This is a genomic window from Streptomyces pratensis, from assembly GCF_037137275.1.
Classification (GTDB): domain Bacteria; phylum Actinomycetota; class Actinomycetes; order Streptomycetales; family Streptomycetaceae; genus Streptomyces; species Streptomyces pratensis_B.
The window spans coordinates 1-25,455 of the sequence record NZ_JBBBEN010000046.1; the positions used below are offsets into that span (position 1 = coordinate 1).

Genomic DNA, 25,455 nt, shown 5'->3' on the forward strand with positions numbered 1-25,455 from the left:
CGCCTTGGGTTCCAGGGGTCGTCGCAACACCACTGGGTTTAGGTGGTGAGTAGATCACGTAGACGCTCGGCTGGGTTTGCCCAGCCGAGCGTCTTGCGTGGGCGGCCGTTGAGTTCCTGGGCGACGTGTTCGAGGTCTTCGGGGCTGTGGACGCTCAGATCGGTGCCCTTGGGGAAGTACTGCCGCAGCAGCCCGTTGGTGTTCTCGTTCGAGCCGCGCTGCCAGGGCGAGGCGGGATCGCAGAAGTAGACGGGCATTCCGGTGGCCATGCTGAACTGTTTGTGGCGTGCCATCTCGCTGCCCTGGTCCCAGGTGAGGGAGCCACGCAGGTGGGCGGGCAGCGTCTGGACGGTGCGGACGAGACCGTCGCGGACGGTCTCGGCGTCATGGGCGCCGCCGGGCAGGTGGACCAGCATCGTGTAGCGGGTGGAGCGCTCGACCAGGGTGGCGATCGCGGAACGGCCGCCCGCGCCGATGATCAGGTCACCTTCCCAGTGACCGGGCACCGCCCGGTCCTCGACGTCGGCGGGGCGGTCGCTGATCATCACCATCGGGTCGATGAACCGGGGCGTGCGCCGCTCGGGATCCCGGCGTGGCTTGCGGCGGGTCCGGCCGGAACGGATGGCGGCCTGCACTTCCCGTTTCAGGCCGCCTCGGGCCTGGAAGTACAGCGCCTGGTAGACCGTTTCCACACTCACCCGCATGCTCTCGTCGTCGGGATGCTCCGTCGTCAGAGCGTGGCAGATCTGCTCCGGTGACCACCGCGTGCGCAGTCCGTCCTGGACGAAGCGGCGCAGCCGGCCCTCGCGCAGCAGTTTGCGGTCCTTGGGCCGGGGCCTGCGTGCGGCGGCCGCGCGGTGGGCGGCGTAGGGCTGGTAGCCCTCGCTGCCCGCGTTCGCGTCGATCTCCCGCTTGACCGTGCTCGCCGGCCGTCCCAGGGCACGTCCGATCGCCCGCAGCGACTGCCCCACCGCGCGGAGATCGCGGATCTTCTCGCGCTCGGCGAGCGTCAGGAAACGCGGGTTGAGCTGCTTGTCCAGGGCCGTCAGGCCCACCGGTGCCGTGGTCACACCGCCCATCGTGACGGTCCCGGTGGTGTAGTCGACACGGCGCCCGTCCGGATAGGTGCGCGTGGTGCCGGTCTTCTTGACGCCCCAGTCCCAGTCCTTGGCCGTGCGCTCGTTCACACCGACCTGCCGGGCCGCCACACGGCGTGCGACACCGGCGACCCGAAGCCGCTCGTACTCGTCCCGCCCGGAATGCCGGCGCGGCAGACGCACCGAGCTCCGTCCGGCCTTCCGGGCCCAGCCGAAGGCAGTATTCCGGTTCACCCCCAGCTCCCGCGCCACCACGGTCACGTTCTCCACGGCATCAAGCCGCGCAAGGAAACGCTCCCTCAACCCCACAAGGTCATCGCGTCCAACGACCACGGTCCTCGCAACTCCCACAGATCGCGGGTGTTGCGAGGACCGTTAGAACCCAAGAGCTGCGGGGGCCCTCGTGCGCGTGCTGGGGGTGTCAGACGGAGATCAGGTCGCAGACGAAGATCAGCGTCTCACCGGGGGCGATGACCCCGTTGCCCGCGCCGCGGTCGCCGTAGGCGAGGCGGGCGGGGATCGTCAGCTGGCGCCGGCCGCCGACCTTCATGCCCTGGATGCCCTGGTCCCAGCCGGAGATGACCTGGCCGCCGCCGAGCTGGAAGGCCAGCGGGGCGCCGCGGTTCCAGGAGGCGTCGAACTCCTCACCGGTGGAGAAGGCGACGCCCACGTAGTGGACCTGGACCCGGTCGCCCTTCTTGGCTACGGCGCCGTCGCCCTCCCAGATGTCCTTGATCTCCAGGTCGGCCGGCGGCTCGCCACCCGGGAAGTCGATCTCGGGCTTCTCGATGCTCACTGAACTGCTCCTCCACATGATGAACTGGGCAACCGGGACAGTCTTACACCTTGGCGAGGATGTCCACGGCGAAGACCAGGGTGGAGTTCTTCGGGACGGCCTGCTGCTCCTGGTCACCGAAGGCCTGGTCCGGCGGGATGACGAGCAGCACCCGGCTGCCGACCTTCTTGCCGGTCAGACCGCTCTTCAGCCCCTTGAGGGTGACCTGCGACAGCGGGAAGGTCTGGGTCTTGCCCTGGGCGTAGGTGTTGTCGAACTCCTTGGAGCCCTTCCACAGCAGCCCCACGTAGTTCACGACGACGCTGTCCGACTCCTCGACGGCCTCGCCGTCGGACTCCAGGACGTAGCTGGAGACGAGCTTCTCGGGCGGATCGCTCTTGGGGATGGTGACCGCGGGGGCCTTGCCGTCCGCCTTGGCGCCGACCTTGGGCAGGTCGATGTCGTCCTGCGCGACCTCTGCGCCCTCGGCGGAGGCCGGGATCTGGGTGGCCTTCAGGATGTCGACGACGAACACCAGGGTCGCGTTCGGCTTGATGTCGCCCTGGCCCTGCTCGCCGTAGCCCAGCTCCGGCGGGATGACCAGCTCGACGCGGCTGCCGACCTTCTGGCCGGCCAGACCCTTGTCCCAGCCCTGGATGACCATGCCGGCGCCGAGCGTCAGGTCGAAGGGCTGCTCGCGGTCGAAGCTGTTGTCGAACGGCTTGGTGGAGTCCCAGGCCTGGCCGAGGTAGTTGACCTGGATCGCGTCGCCGTTCTCGAGCTTCGCGCCGTCGCCCTCGCTGATCACCTCGGTCGTCAGTTCCTTGGGCGGGTCGCCCTCACCCTTGGAGAGGGTGGGCTTCTCGCCGAACTTCTCACCCGCGGTGATCGCGGGGACGCCGTTCGTGGGCGAGGCGGAGTCGGAGGCCTCTTCGCTGCCGCACGCCACTGCCGACAACAGCAGGAGGGGGGCGACGAGAAGGCCGGCAGTTCGGCGCACGGGTTCCTCAGATCTCGGGAGGCACGGTGGTTCGGTCCCGGAACACTCTAGAGCCTCCCTTTCGGTTCGGGCCGGACCTTGCACACGGCTCCGGCCCCGGAACCTGGCGGGGTCCCGGGGCCGGAGCCGTGTGCGTACGCGTGCTCACATGCCCGCGATCAGTTTCTCCACCCGCTCGTCCACGGAACGGAACGGGTCCTTGCACAGCACCGTGCGCTGTGCCTGGTCGTTGAGCTTGAGGTGGACCCAGTCGACGGTGAAGTCCCGCCGCTGCTCCTGGGCCCGGCGGATGAAGTCGCCGCGCAGCCGCGCCCGGGTGGTCTGCGGAGGCACGGACTTGCCCTCGAAGATCTTCAGGTCGTTGCAGATGCGGGCGGTCTGCCCCTTGCGCTCCAGCAGGTAGAAGAGACCTCGGCGGCGGTGGATGTCGTGGTAGGCGAGGTCTATCTGGGCGACCCGCGGATTCGACATGGTCATGTTGTGCTTGGCCCTGTACCGCTCGATGAGCTTGTACTTCATGACCCAGTCGATCTCGGTGTCGATCCGGTCGAGGTCCTCGGTCTCGATCGCGTCCAGCGCGCGGCCCCACAGCTCCAGGACCTGGTCGACGGTGCCGGTGCGGATGTCCCGGCGCTCGACGAAGTCCACGGCCTTCTCGTAGTACTCCCGCTGGATCTCTATGGCCGAGGCCTCCCGGCCGCTGGCCAGTCGCACCTTGCGCTGCCCGGTGAGGTCGTGGCTGACTTCGCGGATCGCCCGGATCGGGTTCTCCAGGGTGAGGTCACGCATCACGGTGCCAGCTTCGATCATGCGGAGCACGAGATCGGTGGCGCCGACCTTGAGCAGCATGGTCGTCTCGGACATGTTCGAGTCGCCGACGATGACGTGGAGGCGGCGGTACCGCTCCGCGTCGGCGTGAGGCTCGTCGCGGGTGTTGATGATCGGCCGGGAGCGGGTGGTCGCGGAGCTGACGCCCTCCCAGATGTGCTCGGCGCGCTGGCTGACGCAGTAGACGGCGCCGCGCGGGGTCTGGAGCACCTTGCCCGCTCCGCAGATCAGTTGCCGGGTGACGAGGAAGGGGATGAGGATGTCCGCGAGCCGGGAGAATTCTCCGTGGCGGGCCACAAGGTAGTTCTCGTGGCATCCGTAGGAGTTTCCCGCCGAGTCGGTGTTGTTCTTGAAGAGGTAGACGTCGCCCGCGATTCCCTCCTCGTGCAGGCGGCGTTCGGCGTCGACGAGCAGGCCTTCCAGAATGCGCTCGCCCGCCTTGTCGTGCGTGACCAGCTCGGTCACGTTGTCGCATTCGGGTGTTGCGTATTCCGGATGCGATCCCACGTCGAGGTAGAGGCGGGCGCCGTTCCGCAGAAAGACGTTGCTGCTGCGGCCCCATGACACGACACGGCGGAAGAGGTAGCGCGCCACTTCGTCAGGTGACAGTCGGCGCTGTCCCCTGAACGTGCACGTGACGCCGTACTCGTTCTCCAGCCCGAAAATGCGGCGGTCCATGACTGAACATTACGCCTTGGGGCCTGTGCTGAAACCGGGTTCGACAGCACCGTTTCGATCATTTTCCGATACCGCCACCACTGCGGGCGTACGGGCGGGAGCCGCGAGGACCTTTCCGGTGGCCAGCAGGACCGTCAGGGCGGCCGCTCCCCCGGCCCCCGCGACCGCGAAGCTCCAGGCGGTGGACCCGAGCTCGGCGGCCGGGCCCGCGACCGCCGTTCCGGCGGCGGCGCCCACCCCGAAGGTGGTGACGAGCCAGGAGAACGCCTCGGTCACCGTGCCGCGCGGGGCATGGCGGTCCACCACGATGAAGGAGCAGGCGATGGCGGGGGCGAGGAACACTCCGGCGAGGGCGGCGAGCGCCGTCATGACGGGTACCGAGGGGGTGAGCGTCAACGGCAGGTAGCCCAGCGCCAGGAGGCCCACGACGATCCGCAACCGCCGCTCGGGCGCGCCGGTCCACTGCCGGGCGCCGTAGGCCAGGCCGCCGATCAGCGCGCCGAGGCCGACCGCGGCCATCAGCCAGCCGTAGACCGATTCCCGGCCGTGGTCGTCGGCGTAGGCCACCCCGGCCACCGTGATGGAGCCGAGCGCGAGCCCCACGAAGAAGAACGTGCCGAGGAGGGCGAGGAGCCCGGGCGAGCGCAGGGCGCCGAGCCAGTGCGCCTCGCGGGGTGCGGAGCGCCACGTCCGCGACGGCTCGGAGAGCACGACCGACAGCGCGCCGAGCACCCCGATGGCGTTGATGACGAGCAGCGCGGCGGCCGGGGACCAGAGCGCGACGAGCACCGTCACCAGCAGTGGGCCCACCGTGAACATGACCTCCTGGGCCACGGCGTCCATGGCGTACGCCCGGTGTACCTGGTCCTCCCGCTTCAGCACGCTGGGCCACAGGGCCCGCAGCCCGCCCTCCAGCGGGGGCGTGGCGACTCCGGCGACGACGACGGCGAGGTAGGCCAGGGGGAGCGGGTCGAGGCCGACGAGGGCCAGCAGCGCCATGCCCAGCGCGGAGAGGACGGCGGCGGGGAGCTGCACGCGCGGCTGCCCGTACAGGTCCACCGCCCGGCCCAGCAGCGGCTGCCCCACGGCGGTGGCGAGCCCGTAGGCGGCGGCCAGGGCGCCCGCGAGCGTGTAGCTGCCCCCCTCGGCGCGGGTGAACAGCACGATCGCGATGTGCGCGGTGCCGCTGGGCAGCCGCCCCACCAGGGTGCCCGTCAGCAGCCGGGCGGCGTGCCGCGCCCGGAGGATGTCCAGATATCCCGCGGCCATTCCCGCCCCTCTCCGCCCCGGCCGCACTGGCGCCGCACCGAGGTTTTACGTATAACGTCGAGGGTCATACGTACCATGTGCGCAATCCGCGGGTCCACCTCGCGGCGTCCGGAACCACCCCGCACGGAGGCCCGAGTGATCAGCGCTCAGCAGCCCGTCCCCACCCGGCCCACCAGCCGCGACGTGGCCCGTGCGGCCGGTGTCTCGCAGGCCACGGTCTCGCTCGTGCTGGGCGAGAAGTGGCCGGGAAGGGTCTCAGAGACCACGGCCCAGCGGGTCCGGGACCGCGCGGCGGAGCTGGGCTACCGGCCCAATCTGGCGGCTCGCAGTCTGCGGCTCGGCGGCACCAGGACCGCCTTGCTCGTGGTTCCCGCGCTCACCAACGAGTTCTTCGCCCGGGTGTACACCGGGGCGGCGGCCGTCGCCGCCGAGCACGACTTCGGGGTGGTGCTCTACCCCTCCCCCGACGGCACGGGCCCGGCCCGCGACCCGTTCGCCTCGGCCCGTGCGTCGCTCGACGGGGTCATCGCCTCCTCCATGGCCGCCGACGCCCTCGACGCGCTGCATGGGGCCGAGCTGCCGTTGGTGATGCTGGACAGCGACCCGGCCGGGCCCGGCCCCGCGGCGCACGTGAACCTCGACATCGCGGACGGCATGCGACAGGTGACGGACCATCTGCTGGGCCTCGGTCACCGTCACTTCCTGCATCTGGCGTCCGCCGTGGACACCTGGACGTTCGCCGTCCGCGCCGAGGCGCTGCGGCAGGCCCTGGACCCCGTGCCGGGGGCGACTTTGCGCACGGTGCGGGCCCCCCTGGACGTACGAGCGGGCCGGGAGGCCGCCGAACAGGCGCTGGCCTCGGCCGACGGCCGGCCCACCGCGCTCGTCTGCGACGACGACGTCCTGGCCGCCGGCGCCTGCAAGGCCGCCCGCCGGCTCGGGTTGCGGGTGCCGCAGGAGCTGTCGGTCACCGGGTTCGACGACCTGGCGCTGGCCACCGCCCTGGAACCGGAGCTGACCACGGTGCGGCTGCCCGCCGACCGGGTCGGGGAGCGGGGCATGGAGGCGCTGCTCGCCGTCCTGGCGGGCCGCCCCGCCGAACAGGGCGGGCTCCCCGTCCAGCTGGTCGTACGCGGCTCCACCGCGCCGCCGCGCGCCACCCGGTCATGACGGCGCCCCGGCCATGACGACCGGGGCCCCGCTCGCGCCGCCTGCTACTCCTCCGTGGAGTTCGGCCCTGATCCCTCGGCTCCGGGGGAGCCGGGGGCGCCGTCGACGTCGGCGGAGTCGGCGTCCTCGGTGTCGGACGGGGCGTCGGTCGGCGTGCTGCCCGCCGCTTCCGTGTCCAGCAGCCGGGTCAGTTGGCGTCCCACGATCCGCTTGAACTTGCGCTGCTGGGGCCGTGTGCGGTCCAGCACCGCGACCTCCAGCCGCTCGGCGGGGATCTCCCGCTCGCCGCCGCCCGGCTCCCGCGAGAGCGCCTGCACGGCCAGCTTGAGCGCCTCCGCGAGCGTCATGCCGTCGCGGTGGCGCTGGTCGAGGAAGCTGCTGATCTGCTCGGAGTTGCCGCCGACCGCGACCGAGCCGTGTTCGTCCACGATCGAGCCGTCGTGCGGCAGCCGGTAGATCTGGTCGCCCTCGGCGGCGGCGCCCACCTCCGCGACCACCAGCTCGACCTCGTAGGGCTTCTCGGCGGCGCTGGAGAAGATGGTGCCGAGTGTCTGGGCGTAGACGTTGGCCAGCCCGCGGGCCGTCACATCGTCCCGGTCGTAGGTGTATCCGCGCAGGTCGGCGTAGCGCACACCGCCGATGCGGAGGTTTTCGTACTCGTTGTACTTGCCGGCGGCGGCGAAGCCGATCCGGTCGTAGATCTCGCTGAACTTGTGCAGCGCGCGGGACGGGTTCTCGCCGACGAACACAATGCCGTCGGCGTACTGCAGCACAACGAGGCTGCGACCACGAGCAATGCCCTTGCGGGCGTATTCCGCCCGGTCGGCCATGGCCTGCTGGGGTGAGACATAGAACGGCGTCGACACCGGCTATCCGTCCCTTTCTGTCAGTGACGAGTGCATCTCAAGAGGCTCGGAGTCCGGGTCAGAGCAGCGCGGCGCGCGGGCCGTCGGGCTGCTCCAGTCGCCGCTCCAGCACGGAGCGCGCGATCTCGGAGGACTCCTGGTCGGTCAGCCTCCGGAAGCCTTCGTCGGTGATGACGGTGACGATCGGGTAGATGCGGCGCGCCACGTCCGGGCCGCCGGTCGCCGAGTCGTCGTCCGCCGCGTCGTACAGCGCCTGCACGACCAGGGTGAGGGCCTGCTGCTCGGTCAGGTCCTCGCGGTAGAGCTTCTTCATCGAACCGCGGGCGAAGATGGACCCGGAGCCGGTGGCGGCGTAACCGTTCTCCTCGGAGCGGCCGCCGGTGACGTCGTACGAGAAGATGCGCCCCTTCTCGCGGTCGACATCGAAGCCGGCGAAGAGCGGCACGACGGCGAGGCCCTGCATGGCCATGGCCAGATTGCTGCGGATCATGGTGGAGAGCCGGTTGGCCTTGCCCTCCAGCGAGAGCTGGGCCCCCTCGACCTTCTCGAAGTGCTCCAGCTCCAGCTGGAAGAGCTTGACCATCTCCACGGCCAGCCCGGCGGTGCCGGCGATGCCCACCGCCGAGTACTCGTCGGCCGGAAAGACCTTCTCGATGTCGCGCTGCGCGATCATGTTGCCCATGGTGGCGCGCCGGTCACCGGCCAGGACGACGCCACCGGGGAAGGACGCGGCGACGATGGTCGTCCCGTGCGGCGCCTCGATGGCCCCCTGCAGCGGCGGCAGGCTCCGGTTGCCCGGAAGCATCTCGGGAGACTGGTCGGACAGGAAGTCCATGAACGAGGACGATCCCGGCGTCAGGAAGGCAGCTGGTAGACGCCCGGTGCTACGAGTGTTGGCTTCCACGCGTTTCCCTCCAGGTATGCGATGGCCCTGCGCAAGAGAGTCAGGATCATCCCCCAACTTGGCGATGGCCGATTTGCCGTTGAAGCACAGTACGCCACGGACCCTACCCGCCCCGCGGGAGTGATCCACATGTTCGGCGGGGGTATCTGACCCGACCTGGGGGGCGGGCCCGGGGGTCGGCGGGCNGGGCGCCGCGTCGCGGACGCCCGCCGCCCCGTCCCCCCTGTCGTGTCCGGTGTGCATACGAAACGCCCGACGCTAGCGGGCCTTCACCGCGCGGCCTACTGCCCGCCCTTCTGGACGAAGGAGCGGACGAAGTCCTCGGCGTTCTCCTCGAGGACGTCGTCGATCTCGTCCAGGACCGAGTCGACGTCGTCGCTCAGCTTCTCCTGGCGCTCCTGGAGGTCCTCGGAGCCCTGCGCGTCCTGCGCCTGCTCCTCGACCTCCTCGGTGGAACGCGTCGCCTTCTGCTGTCCGCCGCCGCTGTCCTTGGTCGCCATGCAGCTCACCCCGCTCGTTCGAAGCAATCGAAGCTCTTGATCAGACCCTACCCACGGGGTCCGACATCGGCCCGGTACTCGTAGAGACGTCCGGGCCCTACGATGATGGATTCCCAGCCGGGAGGCCTTTCAGCCGCCCGACAGCGCCTGGACCAGCTCCTGAGCCGTACGGCACCGGTCGAGCAGGTCCTTCACGTGCTCGCGGGTCCCGCGCAGCGGCTCCATCGTGGGCACCCGCTGCAACGAGTCGCGGTCCGGGAGGTCGAAGATGACCGAGTCCCAGGAGGCCGCCGCCACGTCGTCGGCGTACTGCTCCAGGCAGCGTCCCCGGAAGTAGGCCCTGGTGTCCTCCGGGGGCTTCGTACGGGCCCGGGCGATCTGGTCCTCCTCCAGCAGCCTCTTGACGCGCCCCCGGTCCGCCAAGCGGTTGTAGAGGCCCTTGTCGGGGCGCACGTCCGCGTACTGGAGGTCGACCAGATGCAGCCGGGGGGCGTCCCAGTCCAGCCCGTCGCGGCGCCGGTAGCCCTCCATCAGTTCCCGCTTCGCGACCCAGTCCAGCTCGCCGGCCAGACTCATCGGATCGGTCTCCAGCCGGTTGAGGGTGTCCTCCCAGCGGGTCAGGACGTCCTTGGTCTGCTCGTCGGCGTCGGCCCCGTACCGCTCGTCCACGTACTTGCGGGCCAGCTCGAAGTACTCCATCTGGAGCTGGACAGCGGTGAGCGTCCGACCGCTGCGGAGCGTGACCAGCTGCCGGAGATCCGGGTCGTGCGAGACCTGGTGCAGGGTGCGGACGGGCTGGTCGACGGCGAGGTCGACGGTGATGAAGCCGTCCTCGATCATCGACAGCACCAGGGCCGTGGTGCCGAGCTTGAGGTAGGTGGAGATCTCCGAGAGGTTGGCGTCGCCGATGATCACATGGAGCCGGCGGTATCTCTCGGCGTCGGAGTGGGGCTCGTCCCGGGTGTTGATGATGGGGCGCTTGAGCGTGGTCTCCAGGCCGACCTCGACCTCGAAGTAGTCGGCGCGCTGGCTGATCTGGAAGCCGTGCTCGTCGCCGTCCTGGCCGATGCCGACCCGGCCCGCCCCCGTGACGACCTGGCGCGAGACGAAGAAGGGCGTCAGATGGCGCACGATGTCCGAGAACGGGGTCTCCCGCTGCATCAGGTAGTTCTCGTGCGTGCCGTAGGAGGCGCCCTTGTTGTCGGTGTTGTTCTTGTAGAGGTGGATCGGCTGCGCGCCGGGAATAGCGGCCGCGCGTTCGGCGGCCTCCGCCATGATCCGCTCGCCGGCCTTGTCCCAGAGCACCGCGTCGAGCGGATTGGTGATCTCCGGCGAGCTGTACTCGGGGTGCGCGTGGTCGACGTACAGCCGAGCGCCGTTGGTGAGGATCACATTGGCCAGGCCGATGTCCTCGTCGGTGAGCTGGCTGGAGTCGGCCGTCTCTCGGGCGAGGTCGAAGCCTCGCGCGTCCCGCAGCGGATTCTCCTCCTCGAAGTCCCAGCGGGCCCGTCGGGCCCGGTGCATCGCCGCCGCGTAGGCGTTGACGATCTGGGACGAGGTGAGCATGGCATTGGCGTTGGGATGGCCGGGGACGGAGATCCCGTACTCCGTCTCGATGCCCATTACTCGCCGTACGGTCATGCGTCCCTCCTTGCCCGGCGCCGGCCCCGTCCGGGAGCGACGCTCAAGTACCGCTGCTGTGTCCGGTGTGTGCGGCGCCCGTCACCGCACCGCGCGACTCGGCGGTACCGCAGAGCCTAGAGCGCCTCTGCGCCGGTGGGGAGATCGATTACGAGGATTGTTCCGGCCTGGCCGGATCGGGGGAATGCGACCGGCTGCGAAGGCCTCTGGCAGGCCTTCGCAGCCGGTCCGCGTATTACAGGTACTGGCCGGTATTCGCCACCGTGTCGATGGACCTCCCGGTGTCCGCGCCCTGCTTTCCGGTGACGAGCGTGCGGATGAAGACGATCCGCTCGCCCTTCTTTCCGGAGATCCTGGCCCAGTCGTCCGGGTTCGTCGTGTTCGGCAGGTCCTCGTTCTCCTTGAACTCGTCCACGCAGGCCTGGAGGAGATGAGCGACCCGCAGACCCTTCTGGCCGTGTTCGAGGAATGCCTTGATAGCCATCTTCTTCGCCCGGTCGACGATGTTCTGAATCATCGCGCCGGAGTTGAAGTCCTTGAAGTACAGGACCTCCTTGTCGCCGTTGGCGTACGTGACCTCGAGGAAGCGGTTCTCCTCGGACTCCGTGTACATCCGCTCCACGACGGACTGGATCATGGCGTGGGCGGCGCCCTCGCGGGAGCCGGTGTGCTCGGCCAGATCGTCCGCGTGCAGCGGGAGCGACGGGGTCAGGTACTTGGCGAAGATGTCCTTCGCGGACTCGGCGTCCGGACGCTCGATCTTGATCTTCACATCGAGACGCCCGGGGCGCAGGATGGCCGGGTCGATCATGTCCTCGCGGTTGGAGGCGCCGATGACGATGACGTTCTCCAGGCCCTCCACCCCGTCGATCTCGGCGAGCAGCTGGGGGACGATGGTGTTCTCCACGTCCGAGCTGACGCCGCTGCCGCGAGTGCGGAAGAGGGATTCCATCTCGTCGAAGAAGACGATGACGGGGGTGCCCTCGCTCGCCTTCTCCCGGGCACGCTGGAAGACCAGGCGGATGTGCCGCTCGGTCTCGCCGACGTACTTGTTGAGGAGCTCGGGGCCCTTGATATTGAGGAAGTAGCTCTTTCCCGCGGGCTGACCGGTGACCTCGGCGACCTTCTTGGCGAGCGAGTTGGCCACGGCCTTGGCGATGAGGGTCTTGCCGCAACCGGGCGGACCGTAGAGCAGGATGCCCTTCGGCGGCCGCAGCTCGTGCTCCTTGAAGAGGTCGGGGTGCAGGTACGGAAGCTCGACCGCGTCGCGGATCAGCTCGATCTGGTCGCCCAGGCCGCCGATCTTGTCGTAGTCGATGTCCGGGACCTCTTCGAGGACGAGCTCCTCGACCTCGCTCTTGGGCACGACCTCGTAGACGTAACCGGATCTGGAGTCCAGGAGCAGCGCGTCACCCGAGCGGATGGTGAGGTGCAGCAGCGGCTCGGCGAGCCGCACCACCCTCTCCTCGTCGGTGTGCCCGACCACCAGGGCCCGCTCGCCGTCCTCAAGGATCTCCTTGAGGGTGACGATGTCCCCGGCCCGCTCGAACTCCATGGCCTCGACCACGTTGAGCGCTTCGTTGAGCATGACCTCCTGGCCGCGCCGGAGGTCCTCCAGCTCGACGCTGGGGCTGACGTTCACCCGGAGCTTGCGGCCCCCGGTGAAGATGTCGCAGGTGCCGTCCTCGTTGGCCTGCAGGAAGACGCCGAAGCCGGCCGGCGGCTGCGCGAGCCGGTCGACCTCCTCCTTGAGGGCCACGATCTGGTCACGCGCCTCGCGGAGCGTGTTGGCGAGCCGCTCGTTCTGCGCGGACACGCCCGCCAGGTTGGTCTGCAACTCGACGATCCGCTCTTCGAGAATCCTCGTATGACGCGGAGAGTCGGCGAGCTTACGTCGCAGGACGGCGATTTCCTGCTCGAGATAGGCAACCTGGCCGGCTGGGTCTTCTGACCCCCGCGCGGGCCGGATGCCGCGGTTGATGTCGTCGTCGTGGGCTGCCACGGTCCTCACCTCCTCCATGGGGAGCTGGACGCTTCCTGACCCTACCTGGGTGGGTGGTGATTGAAACCCCTAGATCACAAAGACTGCGGGGTGTGTCCGATCTTCACCCTTGCGCCCTCCCTCACGCCAAGGGAATACCCACCCTTCGGCACCGGAAAGCAGCCGGTTGTATCGTCGAAGCGTTCAACACCCGTCAGGGCTGGCTCCAATTGATTCGCATACGCAGGGAACGGCAGGACACATGACCGTGCAGCAGGACTCGCCGGGCGACAGTGGCACCCAGGACCTGGAGGTCTGGATCGACCAGGATCTCTGTACGGGCGACGGCATCTGCGTGCAGTACGCACCCGACGTCTTCGAGCTGGACATCGACGGTCTGGCCTACGTGAAGAGCGGTGACGACGAGCTGCTCCAGGACAAGGGCGCCACCACTCCGGTACCGCTGCCGCTGCTCCAGGACGTCGTCGATTCGGCCAAGGAGTGCCCCGGGGACTGCATCCACGTGCGGCGCGTAGAGGACAGCGTCGAGGTGTACGGGCCGGACGCCGCTTAGGGGCAGCCCCCGAGGGGCCGCTCAGCTCCCGTGGGCTGCTCGGACGCCGCGCGTCAGGTCGCCCGAGGCGCGGACGAACGCCTTTCCCCTCCACCGCCAGGAAGCCTGTTCCTCCTGGTCGGGGCAGCAGCGGGGCACGTCGAGCGAGGAGTAGCCGAGGAGCGTGGCCGAGACGACGCCGTCGCGTACGGCGAAGTCGCCGACCGTCTTCCTGGCAGCGGGGTCCACCAGGGCCGCCACGACGCGGGGTGCGGCCCCGCTCCCCTGCGTCAGCACGTAGATGCCGCCGGGCGGGGTCCCCGAGCCGGCGGCGCAGTGCACCACGGCGACGGTTTCCGGCCGTCCGTCGCCGTCCAGATCCCCGGGGGCCTGCCGGGCCACGGTGGTGCCGACGCCGCCGCACTCCAGCGGGAAGGCCGCCGCGGCCGGGTCGGGGGCGGCCGCGGGGGCGCTGGGCCGGGGGGTGCTCCGGTGCTCGGTCGCCGTGGCGGTGGCCGCACGGGGCTGGAGCAGCCCGGCCAGCGCGACGACACCGGCCATCGCGGCAGCCGTCGCGAGCCAGTGGATCGGCTTGGCGGCGTGGTGCGCGAGGTCCGGGAGCACGGGGGTCTGCACGCGGTATGTCTCCTGTGGTTCCTGGGAGCCCGGGGGTGCCTGACACCCCCGAGGGGTGGCCAGCATCGTGCCACACCTCACACGCCGGCGGAACGCCGGGGTACGAGGTGGGACGACGACGAGACGCCGCCCCGCTGTCGCCCGGGGGCNGGGCGACAGCGGGGCGGCGTCGAGACGTTCTACGGGTCAGCCGCGGGAGGCCGAGCCGCTCTGGCTGCCGGGGCCGTCGTAGTCCTCGCCGTAGGCGCCCTTGGAGGGGCGGCGGCGGCGCAGCGGCGGCTCGACGCCGTCCGCGAGGCGGCGGGCGGTGACCAGGAAGCCGGTGTGGCCGATCATCCGGTGGTCGGGGCGGACGGCGAGCCCCTCCACGTGCCAGTTGCGGATCATCGACTCCCAGGGCTGCGGCTCTGCGAAGCAGCCGATCTCACGGATGGACTCGACGGTCCGCGAGAGCTGGGTGGTGGTGGCGACGTAGGCGCACAGGATGCCGCCGGGCACCAGGGCCTTGGAGACGGCCTCCAGGCACTCCCAGGGGGCGAGCATGTCCAGCACCACGCGGTCGACGTCGGTGTCGGAGAGGTTGTCCTGGAGGTCTCCGACGGTCAGCTGCCAGGCGGGGTGCGGCGAGCCGAAGTAGCGCTCGACGTTCTGCTGGGCGATCTCGGCGAAGTCCGCGCGGCGCTCGTAGGAGTGCAGCATGCCCTGTTCGCCGATGGCGCGCAGCAGGAAGGTGCTGAGCGAGCCGGAACCGACCCCGGCCTCCACGACGCGGGCGCCGGGGAAGATGTCGGCGAAGGCGAGGATCTGGCCCGCGTCCTTCGGGTAGACCACGGCGGCGCCGCGGGGCATGGACAGGACGTAGTCGGGGAGCAGGGGGCGCAGCGCGAGGTAGGCGACGTTTCCCGTGGTTCGGACAACACTGCCCTCGGGAGCACCGATCAGCTCGTCGTGCGGGAAAGAACCCTTGTGGGTGTGGAAGTTCTTTCCGGCTTCGAGCGTGAAGGTGTAGTGGCGTCCCTTGGGGTCGGTGAGCTGGACCTGGTCCCCGACCTTGAAGGGCCCACGTCGGCGGGCGGCACCGGTCGGTTCAGACATGTGACCAGCGTACCGGTGTTTCGGGGGCCGGCCGCCCGGCTCCGGGCGGGGCGGTGACGCGGGGCGGGGGGGTCAGGCGTCCGGGCGGGCCATGGCCGCGACGAAGGCGCGCTCCACGTCGGCCGTGGAGAGGACCCCGTAGATCTGGCCGGTCTCCTCGATCACCAGGTACTCGGTGGCGGGGGTGGCCTTGAGCCGGTCCAGCAGGGCTTCGCCGGCGAGTTCGGCGGGGACCTTCATGCCGTCGGTGAGGTCCTGGGAGAGACCGCTGACGGCGACCCAGGGGCGGCGGTGCTCGGGCACTCCGGCGATGGCCGCCTCACGGACGACGCCCTTGGGTTCGCCGTGCCCGTCGACGACGACCAGGGCGCGGGCTCCCGCCTCGTTGGCCCGGCGCAGGGCTTCGGAGAGCGGGGTGGCGGACTCGACCGGGACGGCGCGCCGGGTGAGGGCACGGGCCCGCAGGCCGGGCAGGTGCTCGCGGAGCCGGGCCATGCGCAGGCTGTTCCCGGCGCCGGTCCAGATGATGCCCGCGAGGATCGCGGCGAGCAGGGCGTCGGTGACCGTCTCCACGCCGCCGATGTCCTCGGTCGCGTTGCCGAGGGCTCCGGTGTGGGTGAGCAGCGGCAGGCCGACGAGGACGGTGACGGCCAGGGCGCGACCGACCCAGACGGCGGCGACGGTGCCGCTCATGGGCTTGCCGGTGATCTTCCAGATGACGGCGCGGAGCATGCGGCCGCCGTCGAGGGGCAGGCCGGGCAGCAGGTTGAACGCGGCCACGATGAGGTTGGAGATCATCAGGCCCGCGAGCAGGACGCCGGGGACGGTGCCGGGCTCGACGAGCTGCATGGCGAGGTAGAAGAGGCCGCCGAGGGCCAGGGACAGGAGCGGCCCGACGAAGGCGAGGACGAATTCGCGGCCCGGGGTCTCCGTCTCCTTCTCGATCTCCGAGACGCCGCCGAAGAACTGGAGCTGGATGCGTCGCACCGGCAGCTTGTACCGCAGGGCGGCGACGGTGTGGGCCAGTTCGTGGACGAGCACGGAGGCGTAGAAGGCGATCGCGAAGAACAGGGCGACGAGATAGCGGGCGCCGCCGAGCTCGGGCAGCACACGGTCGAGCTGGCCGCCGAAGACCCAGGTGATCAGCGCGGCGACGACGAACCAGCTGGGGGCGACGTAGACGGGCACACCGAAAGGGCGGCCCATGAGCAGGCCGCCGCCCGACTCCGCGGGGCGTTTCGGCTTGCCGTCCCCGGGGGCGGAGCCGGTGCCTCCCCCTGCGCCGGGCTGCGGCCGTCCGCTGTCGCCGCTCTCGTCCACGTCATCCCTTCGGTTCGGTCGGTGGCCTTTGCCACGATCATGCAGTGTGCGAGGTCTACCGTCGATGGTATGCCGCTCGCTGTCAGTGGCAGGCCGTAGGGTCTTCAGACATGACTTCCGTGCCGCGGCCGCCTCAGCCGCCCTCGTCCCTGTCGCCGTCGCGGGCGAGCGATTTCATGCAGTGCCCCCTGCTCTACCGCTTCCGCGTGATCGACAAGCTGCCGGAGAAGCCCAGCGAGGCGGCTACCCGGGGCACGCTGGTCCATGCTGTGCTGGAGCGGCTGTTCGACGCCCCGGCGGCGGACCGCACCGCGCCGCGGGCGCGGGCGCTGGTCCCGGGCCAGTGGGACCGGCTGCGGCAGTCGAAGCCGGAGCTGACGGAGCTGTTCGCGGGTGACGAGGAGGGCGAGCGGCTGACGCGCTGGCTGGCCGAGGCGGAGCGGCTGGTGGAGCGGTGGTTCTCCCTGGAGGACCCGACGCGTCTTGAGCCGGCGGAGCGCGAGCTGTTCGTCGAGACGGAACTGGAGTCGGGGCTGCGGCTGCGCGGGGTGATCGACCGGGTCGACGTCGCGCCGACGGGCGAGGTGCGCATCGTCGACTACAAGACGGGCAAGGCCCCCCGGCCGGAGTACGCCGACGGCCCGCTGTTCCAGATGACGTTCTACGCGCTGGTGGTCTGGCGGTTGAAGGGCGTCGTGCCGCGCCGCCTCCAGCTCGTCTATCTGGGCAGCGGGGACGTCGTGACGTACGACCCGGTGGTGGCGGACCTGGAGCGGGTGGAGCGCAAGCTGCTGGCGTTGTGGGAGGCGATCGGGCTCGCGACACAGACCGGCGACTGGCGGCCGCGCCCGACGAAGCTGTGCGGCTGGTGCGACCACCAGGCGTTGTGCCCGGAATTCGGCGGGACTCCCCCGGTATACCCGCTGGCGGTGCGGGCGGCGGAGCCGGGTGAGGATGTGCAGGGCACAATGGCACCCGTCCGGGCCGAGGCCGGCCGAGCTGTGGTCCTTGAGGGGCCTTAAGGAGTTTCTGTGGCGATCCGCGTCCTTCTGGTCGATGACCAGCCTCTGCTGCGCACCGGTTTCCGGATGATCCTGGAGGCCGAGGGCGATCTGGCGGTGGTGGGTGAGGCCGGTGACGGTCTGCAGGCCATCGACCAGGTGCGGGCGTTGCAGCCCGACGTGGTGCTGATGGACATCCGGATGCCGCGGATGGACGGGGTGGAGGCGACCCGTCAGATCACCGGCCCCGGGAAGGACGGCCCGGCGAAGGTGCTGGTGCTGACCACCTTCGATCTCGACGAGTACGTGGTGGAGGCTCTGCGCGCCGGGGCGAGCGGCTTCCTGCTGAAGGACGCGCCGGCGGCCGAGCTGGTGCAGGCCATCCGGGTGGTGGCGGCGGGCGAGGCGATGCTCGCCCCGAGCATCACGCGTCGGCTGCTCGACAAGTACGCGGACCATCTGCCCTCCGGCGAGGAGCCGGTGCCGGACGCTCTGCACACGCTGACGGACCGTGAGGTCGAGGTGCTGAAGCTGGTGGCGCGTGGGCTGTCCAACGCGGAGATCGCCGCGGACCTGTTCGTCAGTGAGACGACGGTCAAGACCCACGTGGGCCACGTGCTGACGAAGCTGAGCCTGCGCGACCGGGTGCAGGCCGCGGTGTACGCGTACGAGAGCGGGCTGGTGCGTCCCGGCGCGCAGTAACGGCCCGCCCGCGCCGCGGCAGCGGGGTGGGCGCACGCCGAAGCCGCCCGGCCCGGCCTGTCCTGATGCGGACGGGACCGGGCCGGGCGGCTTCGGTGGTAGCGGTGTCAGGCGCTGTGCCGGTTCAGCTCCCACAGTTGGAGCTCGGAGGTGGAGCTGACGGACCGCTCGACCCCGGCGATGCCGTCGCGGGCGGCCACGTACTGCTTGCCCTGCCAGATCGGGAGCAGGGGGACGTCGGTGGCGACGATGTCCTGGATCTTCTCGTAGGTCGCGGCCGCCGCCGTGCGGTCGCTCTCTCGGCGGGACCGGGGGATGAGGACGTCCTGCGCCTCGCGCGACCGGTAGGGCGAGTTGAGGAAGTTGTTCTCGTCCAGGAACGGGGCGGTGTAGTTGTCCGGGTCCGGGAAGTCGGGGAACCAGCCCATGCCGTACGCCGCGTAGTCGCCTCGCTTCTGCTCCGCCCGGTAGGCCGACCACTCCTTGCCCTCGACGGAGACGTCGAAGAGACCGGAGCCGTTGAGCTGCTGCTGGATCGCCTTGAACTCCTCCGCGGTGGCGGAGCCGTAGTGGTCGTTCGTGTAGTGCAGGGTGAACTTCACGGGCGTCTCGATCCCGGCCTCCCGCAGCGTCTCGGCGGCCTTGGCGGTGCTGGGCTCGCCGTACTTGTTGAAGAAGGCGTTCGTGTGCCCGGGGATGCTGGAGGGGATCAGCGAGTAGAGCGGCTCGGCGGTGGTGCCGTACACCTTGCCCGCGATCTCGCCCCGGTCGATGAGCTGCGCGATGGCCTGCCGCACCGCCTTGTTGACCACGGGGTCCTTGGTGTCGAACCCCAGGTAGCTGATGGCCAGGCCGGGCATCTCGGTGAGCTCGACGCCTTCCCGCGGGTTCACGAGCATGTCGTGCGCCTGCTCGGGCGACATCGCGCGGGTCATCATGTGGATCTTCTTCTCCTCCAGCGCCTTGCCCATGGCTTCGGCGTCGGGGAAGAGGTCCATCTCGACGGTGTCGTTGAGCACCTTCAGTCCGCCCTTGTAGGAGGGGTTCCTGTCGAAGGTGATCTTCACGACGCGGCCGTCCTCGACCTGCGGCTTCATGGTGTACGGGCCGGAGCCGTTGACCTGGAGCCCCTTGCGGGGGGCCTTCGCCGGGTAGTGCTCCTTCGGCACGATGCCGGCGGCCGGGGTGGCGAGCTTGTAGGGGAAGGTGGCGTCGGGGGTCTTCAGGTGGAAGATCACCTGGTCGTCGCCCTTGGTCTCGATCGCGTCGACGTTGGCGAGCAGGCCGACCGGCCCGGTGTCCGCGTCGATGTCGATGATCCGCTGAATGGAGTGCTTCACGTCATCGGCGGTGACGGGCGTCTGGTCGGCGAACGTGAGCCCCGGTCGCAGGGTGCAGCGGTAACTCTCGTTCTCGGTGTCCGTGAAGGTGCAGCTGCGGGCCGCCTCCGGCACCGGCTCGCCGCCTCCGGTGGGCACTGCGGTGAGGGTCTGCACCGTCTGGCGCAGAACGTTCCAGACGCCCGCTTCGTAGCCGATGGCCGGGTCGAGCGGAGCGGGATTCTCCTGGGACGCCACGAGCTGGTCCGTGGTGCCGACGACGATGGCGTTGCCGCCACCGGCGCCCTCGTCCCCGCTGCCGCAGCCGGCGAGTACAGGGGCGAGCAGGCCGACGACGGCCGGCAGCACCAGGGTCTTGCGGTTCATCTGGACGTTCTCCCTCATCCCGGCAGGTGAGGAATCAAAGGTAGTAGCCGCCCGGAGACTCGTCCGACCGCCCCGACCCCCGCTCGCGCTCCCCCGGCGGCCACGTCGGGGGACATTTGATCACCATTCCGGACAGCCCAGTCGTTCTCACCGAGCCGCGGCAAGGCTGCTCGTGAGGAAGCTCACCCCTCCGGCCTCTTCACTTATACGCCCCGCAGATGATCCACACCCACGAAAAGGCGACGGGATGTACACGGCCGGAGAGAGAACTCCGCCTTTCGTTCACAGGAACACGCTCGGTGCGCGGATCAGCCCACGTGGGTGACGAGCTTGCGCAGAAAGGCCAGATCGACCTCTTCCAGGGAGCCGACGACCACCCGTCCCGCCGCGGGCGGGATGGGCGATACGGACGGCACGGCGACGACCCGGCAGCCGGCGGCCTCGGCGGCGGCGACCCCGGTCGGGGTGTCCTCGATGACGGCACAGCGCCAGGGGTCGGCTCCGAAGCCCGCGGCGGCGGTGAGGTAGGGCTCGGGGTGGGGCTTGGTCCGGGTGACCTCGTCCCCGGCGACCGTGAGCGCGAAGTGATGACGCCCCACGGACTCCAGCACCCGGTCGATGATGCGGCGGTGGGAGGCCGAGACGAGTGCGGTGGGCACGTCGCACGCGGCCAGTTCGGCGAGCAGCCGTTCGGCTCCGGGCATCAGGGGCGCCCCGTGCGCGACGCGGGCCTCGAAGCGGTCGTTGAGCAGCACGGTCAGCTCGTCCAGCCGGATGTCGGCGCCCGTGGCCTCGATGAGGTAGCCCGCGCTGCGCGTCATCGGGCCGCCGACGACCACGTCGCGCCAGGCCTCGTCCAGCGAGTGCCCGAGGTCGGCGAAGACCTCCTTCTCGACGTCCCACCAGAAGCCCTCGGTGTCGACCAGGGTTCCGTCCATGTCGAGAAGGACCGCCTGCAGGGCGGCGCCTTCGGCCGTGCGGGTCAGGGACGCGGGGACCGTACTCGTCATCCGGCACACCTTCCTCAAGGGACGAGAAGGCCGGCCGCCGTCCCGGAAGGGGAAGGGCGACCGGCCTGCACTGGACCGACCAGTGTACGGCGTGTCCGTCGACGGTGCGCGAAGGGCGCACGACCGTGAGGCGACGGCCGCCCTAACGGGCGTTGAAGTACTTCGCCTCCGGGTGGTGGATGACGATCGCGTCGGTGGACTGCTCGGGGTGGAGCTGGAACTCCTCGGAGAGGTGGACGCCGATACGCTCGGGCCGGAGGAGATCGGCGATCTTCGCGCGGTCCTCCAGGTTCGGGCACGCCCCGTAGCCCAGCGAGAACCGGGCCCCCCGGTACTTCAACGCGAACATGTCCTCGACGTCGGCGGGGTCCTCTCCCGCGAACCCCAGTTCGCTGCGGACCCGGGCGTGCCAGTACTCGGCGAGGGCCTCTGCGAGCTGGACCGACAGTCCGTGCAGCTCCAGGTAGTCCCGGTAGGAGTCGGCCGCGAACAGCTCGGCGGTGGCCTCGCCGATCCTCGACCCGACGGTGACGAGCTGGAGACCGATCACGTCGGTCTCGCCGGACTCCTCCGGACGGAAGAAGTCCGCCAGGCACAGCCGCCGGCCCCGGCGCTGGCGCGGGAAGGTGAACCGCGTCCGCTCCGATCCGTCCTCGTTCAGCAGGACCAGGTCGTCCCCCTTGGAGACGCACGGGAAGTAGCCGTGGACGACGGCCGCCTCCAGGAGGTTGTTCGACTGAAGGTGGTCGAGCCAGCCCCGCAGTCGCGGCCGGCCCTCGGTCTCCGCCAGCTCCTCGTAGGTGGGTCCGTCCCCGGTCCGGGCCTGCTTCAACCCCCACTGCCCCTTGAACAGGGCGCCTTCGTCCAGCCAGGACGCGTACTCCTTGAGCTGGATGCCCTTGACGACCCGGGTGCCCCAGAACGGCGGCTCGGGGACCGGGTTGTCGGTGGAGACGTCCGAGCGCACCGACCCCTCCGGCTCCTCGACCTCCAGGACGGCGGCGTCGCTCTTGGGCACCCTGCGCTGCTTCAGCTCCGGCAGGGCAGCCCCCGGCACCCCCCGCTTGACGCCGATCAGCGCGTCCATCAGACGCAGCCCCTCGAACGCGTCCCGGGCGTAGCGGACCTCGCCCTCGTAGATCTCGTGCAGGTCCTGCTCGACATAGGCCCGGGTCAGCGCCGCCCCGCCGAGGATGACGGGGTAGTCAGCGGCCATCTTCCGCTGGTTGAGCTCCTGCAGGTTCTCTTTCATGATCACCGTGGACTTCACCAGGAGACCCGACATCCCGATCACGTCGGCACGGTGCTCCTCCGCAGCCTCCAGGATCGCGGACACCGGCTGCTTGATACCGAGGTTCACGACGTTGTAGCCGTTGTTCGACAGGATGATGTCGACGAGGTTCTTGCCGATGTCGTGGACGTCGCCGCGGACGGTGGCGAGCACGATGGTGCCCTTCCCGTCGTCGTCGGTCTTCTCCATGTGCGGCTCCAGGTGAGCCACCGCGCTCTTCATCACCTCCGCCGACTGCAGGACGAACGGCAGCTGCATCTGCCCGGAGCCGAACAGCTCCCCGACGACCTTCATGCCCTCCAGCAGCGTGTTGTTCACGATGTCCAGAGCCGGCGTGTCCAGCAGCGCCTCGTCCAGGTCGGCCTCCAGGCCGTTCTTCTCCCCGTCGATGATCCGGCGTCGCAGCCGCTCGTCCAGCGGCAGGGCGAGCAGTTCCTCGGCCTTGCCCGCCTTCATCGACTTCATGTTGACGCCCTCGAACAGCTCCATCAGCCGTTGCAGGGGGTCGTATCCCTCGGAGCGGCGGTCGTAGATCAGGTCGAGGGCGACCTTGACCTGCTCCTCCTCCAGCCGCGCGATCGGCAGGATCTTCGACGCGTGCACGATCGCCGAGTCCAGCCCCGCCTTGACGCACTCGTCGAGGAAGACGGAGTTCAGCACGACCCGGGCGGCCGGGTTCAGACCGAAGGAGATGTTGGAGAGGCCCAGCGTGGTCTGGACGTCGGGGTGACGCTTCTTCAGCTCGCGGATCGCACCGATCGTCGCGATGCCGTCGCCCCTGGACTCCTCCTGGCCCGTGCAGATCGTGAACGTCAGCGTGTCGATGAGGATGTCGGACTCGCGGATGCCCCAGTTGGCGGTGAGATCCGCGATCAGCCGTTCGGCGATGGCGACCTTGTGCTCGACCGTACGGGCCTGGCCCTCCTCGTCGATCGTCAGCGCGATCAGCGCCGCGCCGTGCTCCGCAGCCAGCGCGCTGACCTTCGCGAACCGCGAGTCGGGGCCGTCGCCGTCCTCGTAGTTCACCGAGTTCAGCACCGCTCGGCCGCCGAGCTTCTCCAGTCCCGCCCGCAGCACGTCCAGTTCGGTCGAGTCCAGGACCAGCGGGAGCGTCGAAGCCGTCGCGAAACGCCCGGCCAGCTCCTTCATGTCGGCGACACCGTCACGGCCGACGTAGTCCACACACAGGTCCAGCATGTGCGCGCCCTCGCGGATCTGGTCACGCGCCATCTCCACGCAGTCGTCCCAGCGGGCCTCCAGCATCGCCTCGCGGAACTTCCTCGACCCGTTGGCGTTCGTCCGCTCACCGATGGCGAGATACGACGTGTCCTGCCGGAACGGCACCGTCTGGTACAGCGAAGCCGCCCCCGGCTCCGGACGCGGGTCCCGCGCGCCCGGCGCCACCCCCCGCGTCCGCTCCACGACCTTCCGCAGGTGCTCCGGCGTCGTCCCGCAGCACCCGCCGATCAGCGACAGCCCGTAGTCCCTGACGAACGACTCCTGCGCGTCGGCCAGACCGTCGGGGCCCAGCGGGAAGTGCGCCCCGTCCTTCGTGAGCACCGGCAGACCGGCGTTCGGCATGCACATCAGCGGGGTGCGCGAATGGCGCGCCAGATACCGCAGGTGCTCGCTCATCTCGTCCGGGCCGGTCGAGCAGTTCAGACCGATCAGATCGATGCCCAACGGCTCCAACGCCGTCAGAGCCGCACCGATCTCCGACCCCAGCAGCATCACACCGGTCGTCTCGAACGCCAGGGAGCACACCAGCGGCACATCGACGCCCAGCGCGTCCATCGCCCGGCGCGCACCGATCAGACTCGACTTCGTCTGCAGCAGGTCCTGGGTCGTCTCCACGAGCAGCGCGTCCGCGCCGCCGGCCAGCAGGCCCTCCGCGTTGCGCTGGTAGCCGTCCCGCAGGACCCCGTAGTCGATGTGGCCCAGAGACGGCAGCTTGGTGCCCGGCCCGATGGAGCCCAGCACCCACCGCTGACGCCCGTCGCGGGCGGCGAACTCGTCGGCGACCTCACGGGCGATCCTCGCCCCCGACTCCGAGAGTTCGTGAATCCGGTCGGCGATCTCGTACTCGTTCGCCGCCGAGTGGTTCGCGCCGAACGTGTTCGTCTCGACGCAGTCCACACCGACCGCGAAGTACTCCTCGTGGACCGAGCGCACGATGTCGGGGCGGGTGACGTTGAGGATCTCGTTGCAGCCCTCGAGGTTCTCGAAGTCCTCGAGCGTGGGGTCCTGCGCCTGGAGCATCGTGCCCATCGCTCCGTCGGCCACCACCACACGGGTGGCGAGCGCCTCTCGGAGCGCGTCTGCTCGGGTCCGGCTGTCAGCGGCGGATGTCGGCAACGAGGCCATGGATGATCTCCCAGGGATGCGACGGCTGTCGGCTTTGCGTCCTTCTCGGGGAAGGCGCACCCCGCCAGCCTAGCCCGAGGGGCCCCCGCGGCGTCAGTGCGTCCATGGGGTGGACTGCATGCTGGGCGGGGTGCGACACGTGTGGCGCAGTGGCGGAGACTTCCCCCCGGAGTCAGACAGAGGTCGACATCGACCGATAGTGTTCAGCATTGTCGAATCGAGGTGGAGGAGTACGGCGCGATGGCCAAGAACATCCAGTCGCTGGAGCGGGCGGCCGCGATGCTGCGGCTGCTGGCGGGCGGCGAGCGCCGCCTGGGACTCTCCGACATCGCCTCCTCGCTGGGGCTGGCCAAGGGCACCGCCCACGGCATTCTGCGCACCCTCCAGCTGGAGGGGTTCGTCGAGCAGGACGCGGCGTCGGGGCGTTACCAGCTCGGCGCGGAGCTGCTGCGGCTGGGCAACAGCTATCTGGACGTCCACGAGCTGCGGGCGCGCGCCCTGGTCTGGACCGACGACCTGGCCCGCTCCAGCGGCGAGAGCGTCCACCTCGGAGTGCTGCACCAGCACGGGGTCCTGATCGTCCACCACGTCTTCAGGCCCGACGACAGCCGCCAGGTCCTGGAGGTCGGGGCGATGCAGCCGCTGCACTCCACGGCGCTGGGCAAGGTCCTGTCCGCCTACGACCCGGTGGCCCACAGCGAGGTGATGGAGGCCGAGCGCCGCCCCTTCACCCAGCGCACCGTCACCGCCGCCGACGAGTTCGAGGCGATGCTCGACCTGATCCGCGCCCAGGGCTGGGCCGCCGACGCGGAGGAGACCTGGGAGGGCGTGGCCGCGGTGGCCGCCCCGGTGCACGACCGGCGCAGGATGCCGGTCGGGGCGGTCGCGGTGACGGGCGCGGTGGAGCGGTTGGCTCCCCAGGGGACACTGCGCCCCGAGCTGATCGCCGCCGTACGCGACTGCGCCCGCGCCGTCTCGCGGGATCTGGGCGCGGGCCGCTTCTGACCCCCGGGCGCGCGGCTTCGAGGCGCGGGCCCGGGGCTCTTGCGCCGCGGGCCCGGGGCTCTT

21 protein-coding genes and 1 pseudogene are annotated in these 25,455 nt (G+C 70.1%); 5 read left to right on the top strand and 17 right to left on the bottom strand.

Annotated elements, in window-relative coordinates:
• Nucleotides 1-38: 38 nt before the first annotated feature.
• From V9U70_RS01425 to V9U70_RS01445, 5 genes are all read right to left on the bottom strand, one after another.
• Complete coding sequence (locus V9U70_RS01425; protein WP_419723911.1) at nucleotides 39-1,274, bottom strand: IS30 family transposase; 1,236 nt, start codon at nucleotides 1,272-1,274, stop codon at nucleotides 39-41.
• A gap of 244 nt (nucleotides 1,275-1,518) precedes the next feature.
• On the bottom strand, nucleotides 1,519-1,893 hold the full coding sequence (locus tag V9U70_RS01430; RefSeq protein WP_336672561.1) for an FKBP-type peptidyl-prolyl cis-trans isomerase: 375 nt from the start codon (nucleotides 1,891-1,893) through the stop codon (nucleotides 1,519-1,521).
• Between the two features lie 43 nt (nucleotides 1,894-1,936).
• Nucleotides 1,937-2,872: an FKBP-type peptidyl-prolyl cis-trans isomerase gene (locus V9U70_RS01435; RefSeq protein ID WP_336672562.1), complete on the bottom strand. Its 936-nt coding sequence runs from the start codon at nucleotides 2,870-2,872 to the stop codon at nucleotides 1,937-1,939.
• A gap of 144 nt (nucleotides 2,873-3,016) precedes the next feature.
• Entirely contained in the window at nucleotides 3,017-4,378 is a 1,362-nt protein-coding gene (gene pafA, locus V9U70_RS01440; protein WP_336672563.1) for a Pup--protein ligase, read from the bottom strand.
• A 9-nt stretch (nucleotides 4,379-4,387) separates the two neighbouring features.
• Complete coding sequence (locus V9U70_RS01445) at nucleotides 4,388-5,647, bottom strand: MFS transporter (RefSeq protein ID WP_336672564.1); 1,260 nt, start codon at nucleotides 5,645-5,647, stop codon at nucleotides 4,388-4,390.
• Between the two features lie 135 nt (nucleotides 5,648-5,782).
• On the opposite strand from V9U70_RS01445, the gene V9U70_RS01450 reads away from it, so the two are divergent.
• The gene (locus V9U70_RS01450; RefSeq protein ID WP_336672565.1) at nucleotides 5,783-6,817 is read left to right on the top strand and encodes a LacI family DNA-binding transcriptional regulator; all 1,035 of its coding nucleotides are present in this window, start codon (nucleotides 5,783-5,785) and stop codon (nucleotides 6,815-6,817) included.
• Nucleotides 6,818-6,861: 44 nt separating this feature from the next.
• Here V9U70_RS01450 and prcA read toward each other — a convergent pair whose 3' ends face one another.
• The 6 genes and pseudogenes from prcA to arc form a co-directional block, all read right to left on the bottom strand.
• Nucleotides 6,862-7,683 carry a proteasome subunit alpha gene (gene prcA, locus V9U70_RS01455; protein WP_336672566.1) on the bottom strand — a complete coding sequence of 274 codons (822 nt, stop codon included), beginning with the start codon at nucleotides 7,681-7,683 and terminating at the stop codon, nucleotides 6,862-6,864.
• Nucleotides 7,684-7,741: 58 nt separating this feature from the next.
• Complete coding sequence (gene prcB / locus V9U70_RS01460) at nucleotides 7,742-8,587, bottom strand: proteasome subunit beta (protein ID WP_336672567.1); 846 nt, start codon at nucleotides 8,585-8,587, stop codon at nucleotides 7,742-7,744.
• Nucleotides 8,539-8,728 (bottom strand): annotated as a pseudogene (locus V9U70_RS01465) (endonuclease domain-containing protein); the annotation flags it as partial. The pseudogene V9U70_RS01465 and the gene prcB, both read right to left, overlap by 49 nt.
• Nucleotides 8,729-8,868: 140 nt before the next feature.
• Entirely contained in the window at nucleotides 8,869-9,087 is a 219-nt protein-coding gene (locus V9U70_RS01470; protein WP_336672568.1) for a ubiquitin-like protein Pup, read from the bottom strand.
• A gap of 129 nt (nucleotides 9,088-9,216) precedes the next feature.
• Nucleotides 9,217-10,728: a depupylase/deamidase Dop gene (gene dop / locus V9U70_RS01475; RefSeq protein ID WP_336672569.1), complete on the bottom strand. Its 1,512-nt coding sequence runs from the start codon at nucleotides 10,726-10,728 to the stop codon at nucleotides 9,217-9,219.
• A gap of 235 nt (nucleotides 10,729-10,963) precedes the next feature.
• The gene (gene arc / locus V9U70_RS01480; RefSeq protein WP_336672570.1) at nucleotides 10,964-12,730 is read right to left on the bottom strand and encodes a proteasome ATPase; all 1,767 of its coding nucleotides are present in this window, start codon (nucleotides 12,728-12,730) and stop codon (nucleotides 10,964-10,966) included.
• Nucleotides 12,731-12,971: 241 nt separating this feature from the next.
• On the opposite strand from arc, the gene V9U70_RS01485 reads away from it, so the two are divergent.
• The gene (locus tag V9U70_RS01485; protein ID WP_336672571.1) at nucleotides 12,972-13,283 is read left to right on the top strand and encodes a ferredoxin; all 312 of its coding nucleotides are present in this window, start codon (nucleotides 12,972-12,974) and stop codon (nucleotides 13,281-13,283) included.
• 21 nt (nucleotides 13,284-13,304) lie between these two features.
• On the opposite strand, the gene V9U70_RS01490 is transcribed toward V9U70_RS01485, so the two are convergent.
• From V9U70_RS01490 to V9U70_RS01500, 3 genes are all read right to left on the bottom strand, one after another.
• On the bottom strand, nucleotides 13,305-13,898 hold the full coding sequence (locus V9U70_RS01490) for a hypothetical protein (protein ID WP_336672572.1): 594 nt from the start codon (nucleotides 13,896-13,898) through the stop codon (nucleotides 13,305-13,307).
• Nucleotides 13,899-14,084: 186 nt separating this feature from the next.
• Complete coding sequence (locus V9U70_RS01495; protein WP_336672573.1) at nucleotides 14,085-14,993, bottom strand: tRNA (adenine-N1)-methyltransferase; 909 nt, start codon at nucleotides 14,991-14,993, stop codon at nucleotides 14,085-14,087.
• Between the two features lie 72 nt (nucleotides 14,994-15,065).
• Complete coding sequence (locus tag V9U70_RS01500; RefSeq protein WP_336672574.1) at nucleotides 15,066-16,313, bottom strand: site-2 protease family protein; 1,248 nt, start codon at nucleotides 16,311-16,313, stop codon at nucleotides 15,066-15,068.
• Nucleotides 16,314-16,489: 176 nt separating this feature from the next.
• Between V9U70_RS01500 and V9U70_RS01505 the strand changes: the two genes are divergently transcribed.
• Entirely contained in the window at nucleotides 16,490-17,335 is an 846-nt protein-coding gene (locus tag V9U70_RS01505) for a RecB family exonuclease (protein ID WP_336672609.1), read from the top strand.
• Nucleotides 17,336-17,344: 9 nt separating this feature from the next.
• Nucleotides 17,345-18,016: a response regulator transcription factor gene (locus V9U70_RS01510; RefSeq protein ID WP_336672575.1), complete on the top strand. Its 672-nt coding sequence runs from the start codon at nucleotides 17,345-17,347 to the stop codon at nucleotides 18,014-18,016.
• Nucleotides 18,017-18,123: 107 nt separating this feature from the next.
• Here the strand turns inward: V9U70_RS01510 and V9U70_RS01515 are convergent, their stop codons facing one another.
• The 3 genes from V9U70_RS01515 to metH all read right to left on the bottom strand — a co-directional run bounded on the left by V9U70_RS01515 (nucleotide 18,124) and on the right by metH (nucleotide 24,387).
• Complete coding sequence (locus tag V9U70_RS01515) at nucleotides 18,124-19,722, bottom strand: ABC transporter substrate-binding protein (RefSeq protein WP_336672610.1); 1,599 nt, start codon at nucleotides 19,720-19,722, stop codon at nucleotides 18,124-18,126.
• A 308-nt stretch (nucleotides 19,723-20,030) separates the two neighbouring features.
• Entirely contained in the window at nucleotides 20,031-20,732 is a 702-nt protein-coding gene (locus tag V9U70_RS01520; protein ID WP_336672576.1) for an HAD family hydrolase, read from the bottom strand.
• Between the two features lie 142 nt (nucleotides 20,733-20,874).
• The gene (gene metH, locus V9U70_RS01525) at nucleotides 20,875-24,387 is read right to left on the bottom strand and encodes a methionine synthase (protein ID WP_336672577.1); all 3,513 of its coding nucleotides are present in this window, start codon (nucleotides 24,385-24,387) and stop codon (nucleotides 20,875-20,877) included.
• A 240-nt stretch (nucleotides 24,388-24,627) separates the two neighbouring features.
• Between metH and V9U70_RS01530 the strand changes: the two genes are divergently transcribed.
• Nucleotides 24,628-25,392, top strand: a complete 765-nt coding sequence (locus V9U70_RS01530) for an IclR family transcriptional regulator (protein ID WP_336672578.1) — start codon at nucleotides 24,628-24,630, stop codon at nucleotides 25,390-25,392.
• The last annotated feature ends 63 nt before the right edge of the window (nucleotides 25,393-25,455 follow it).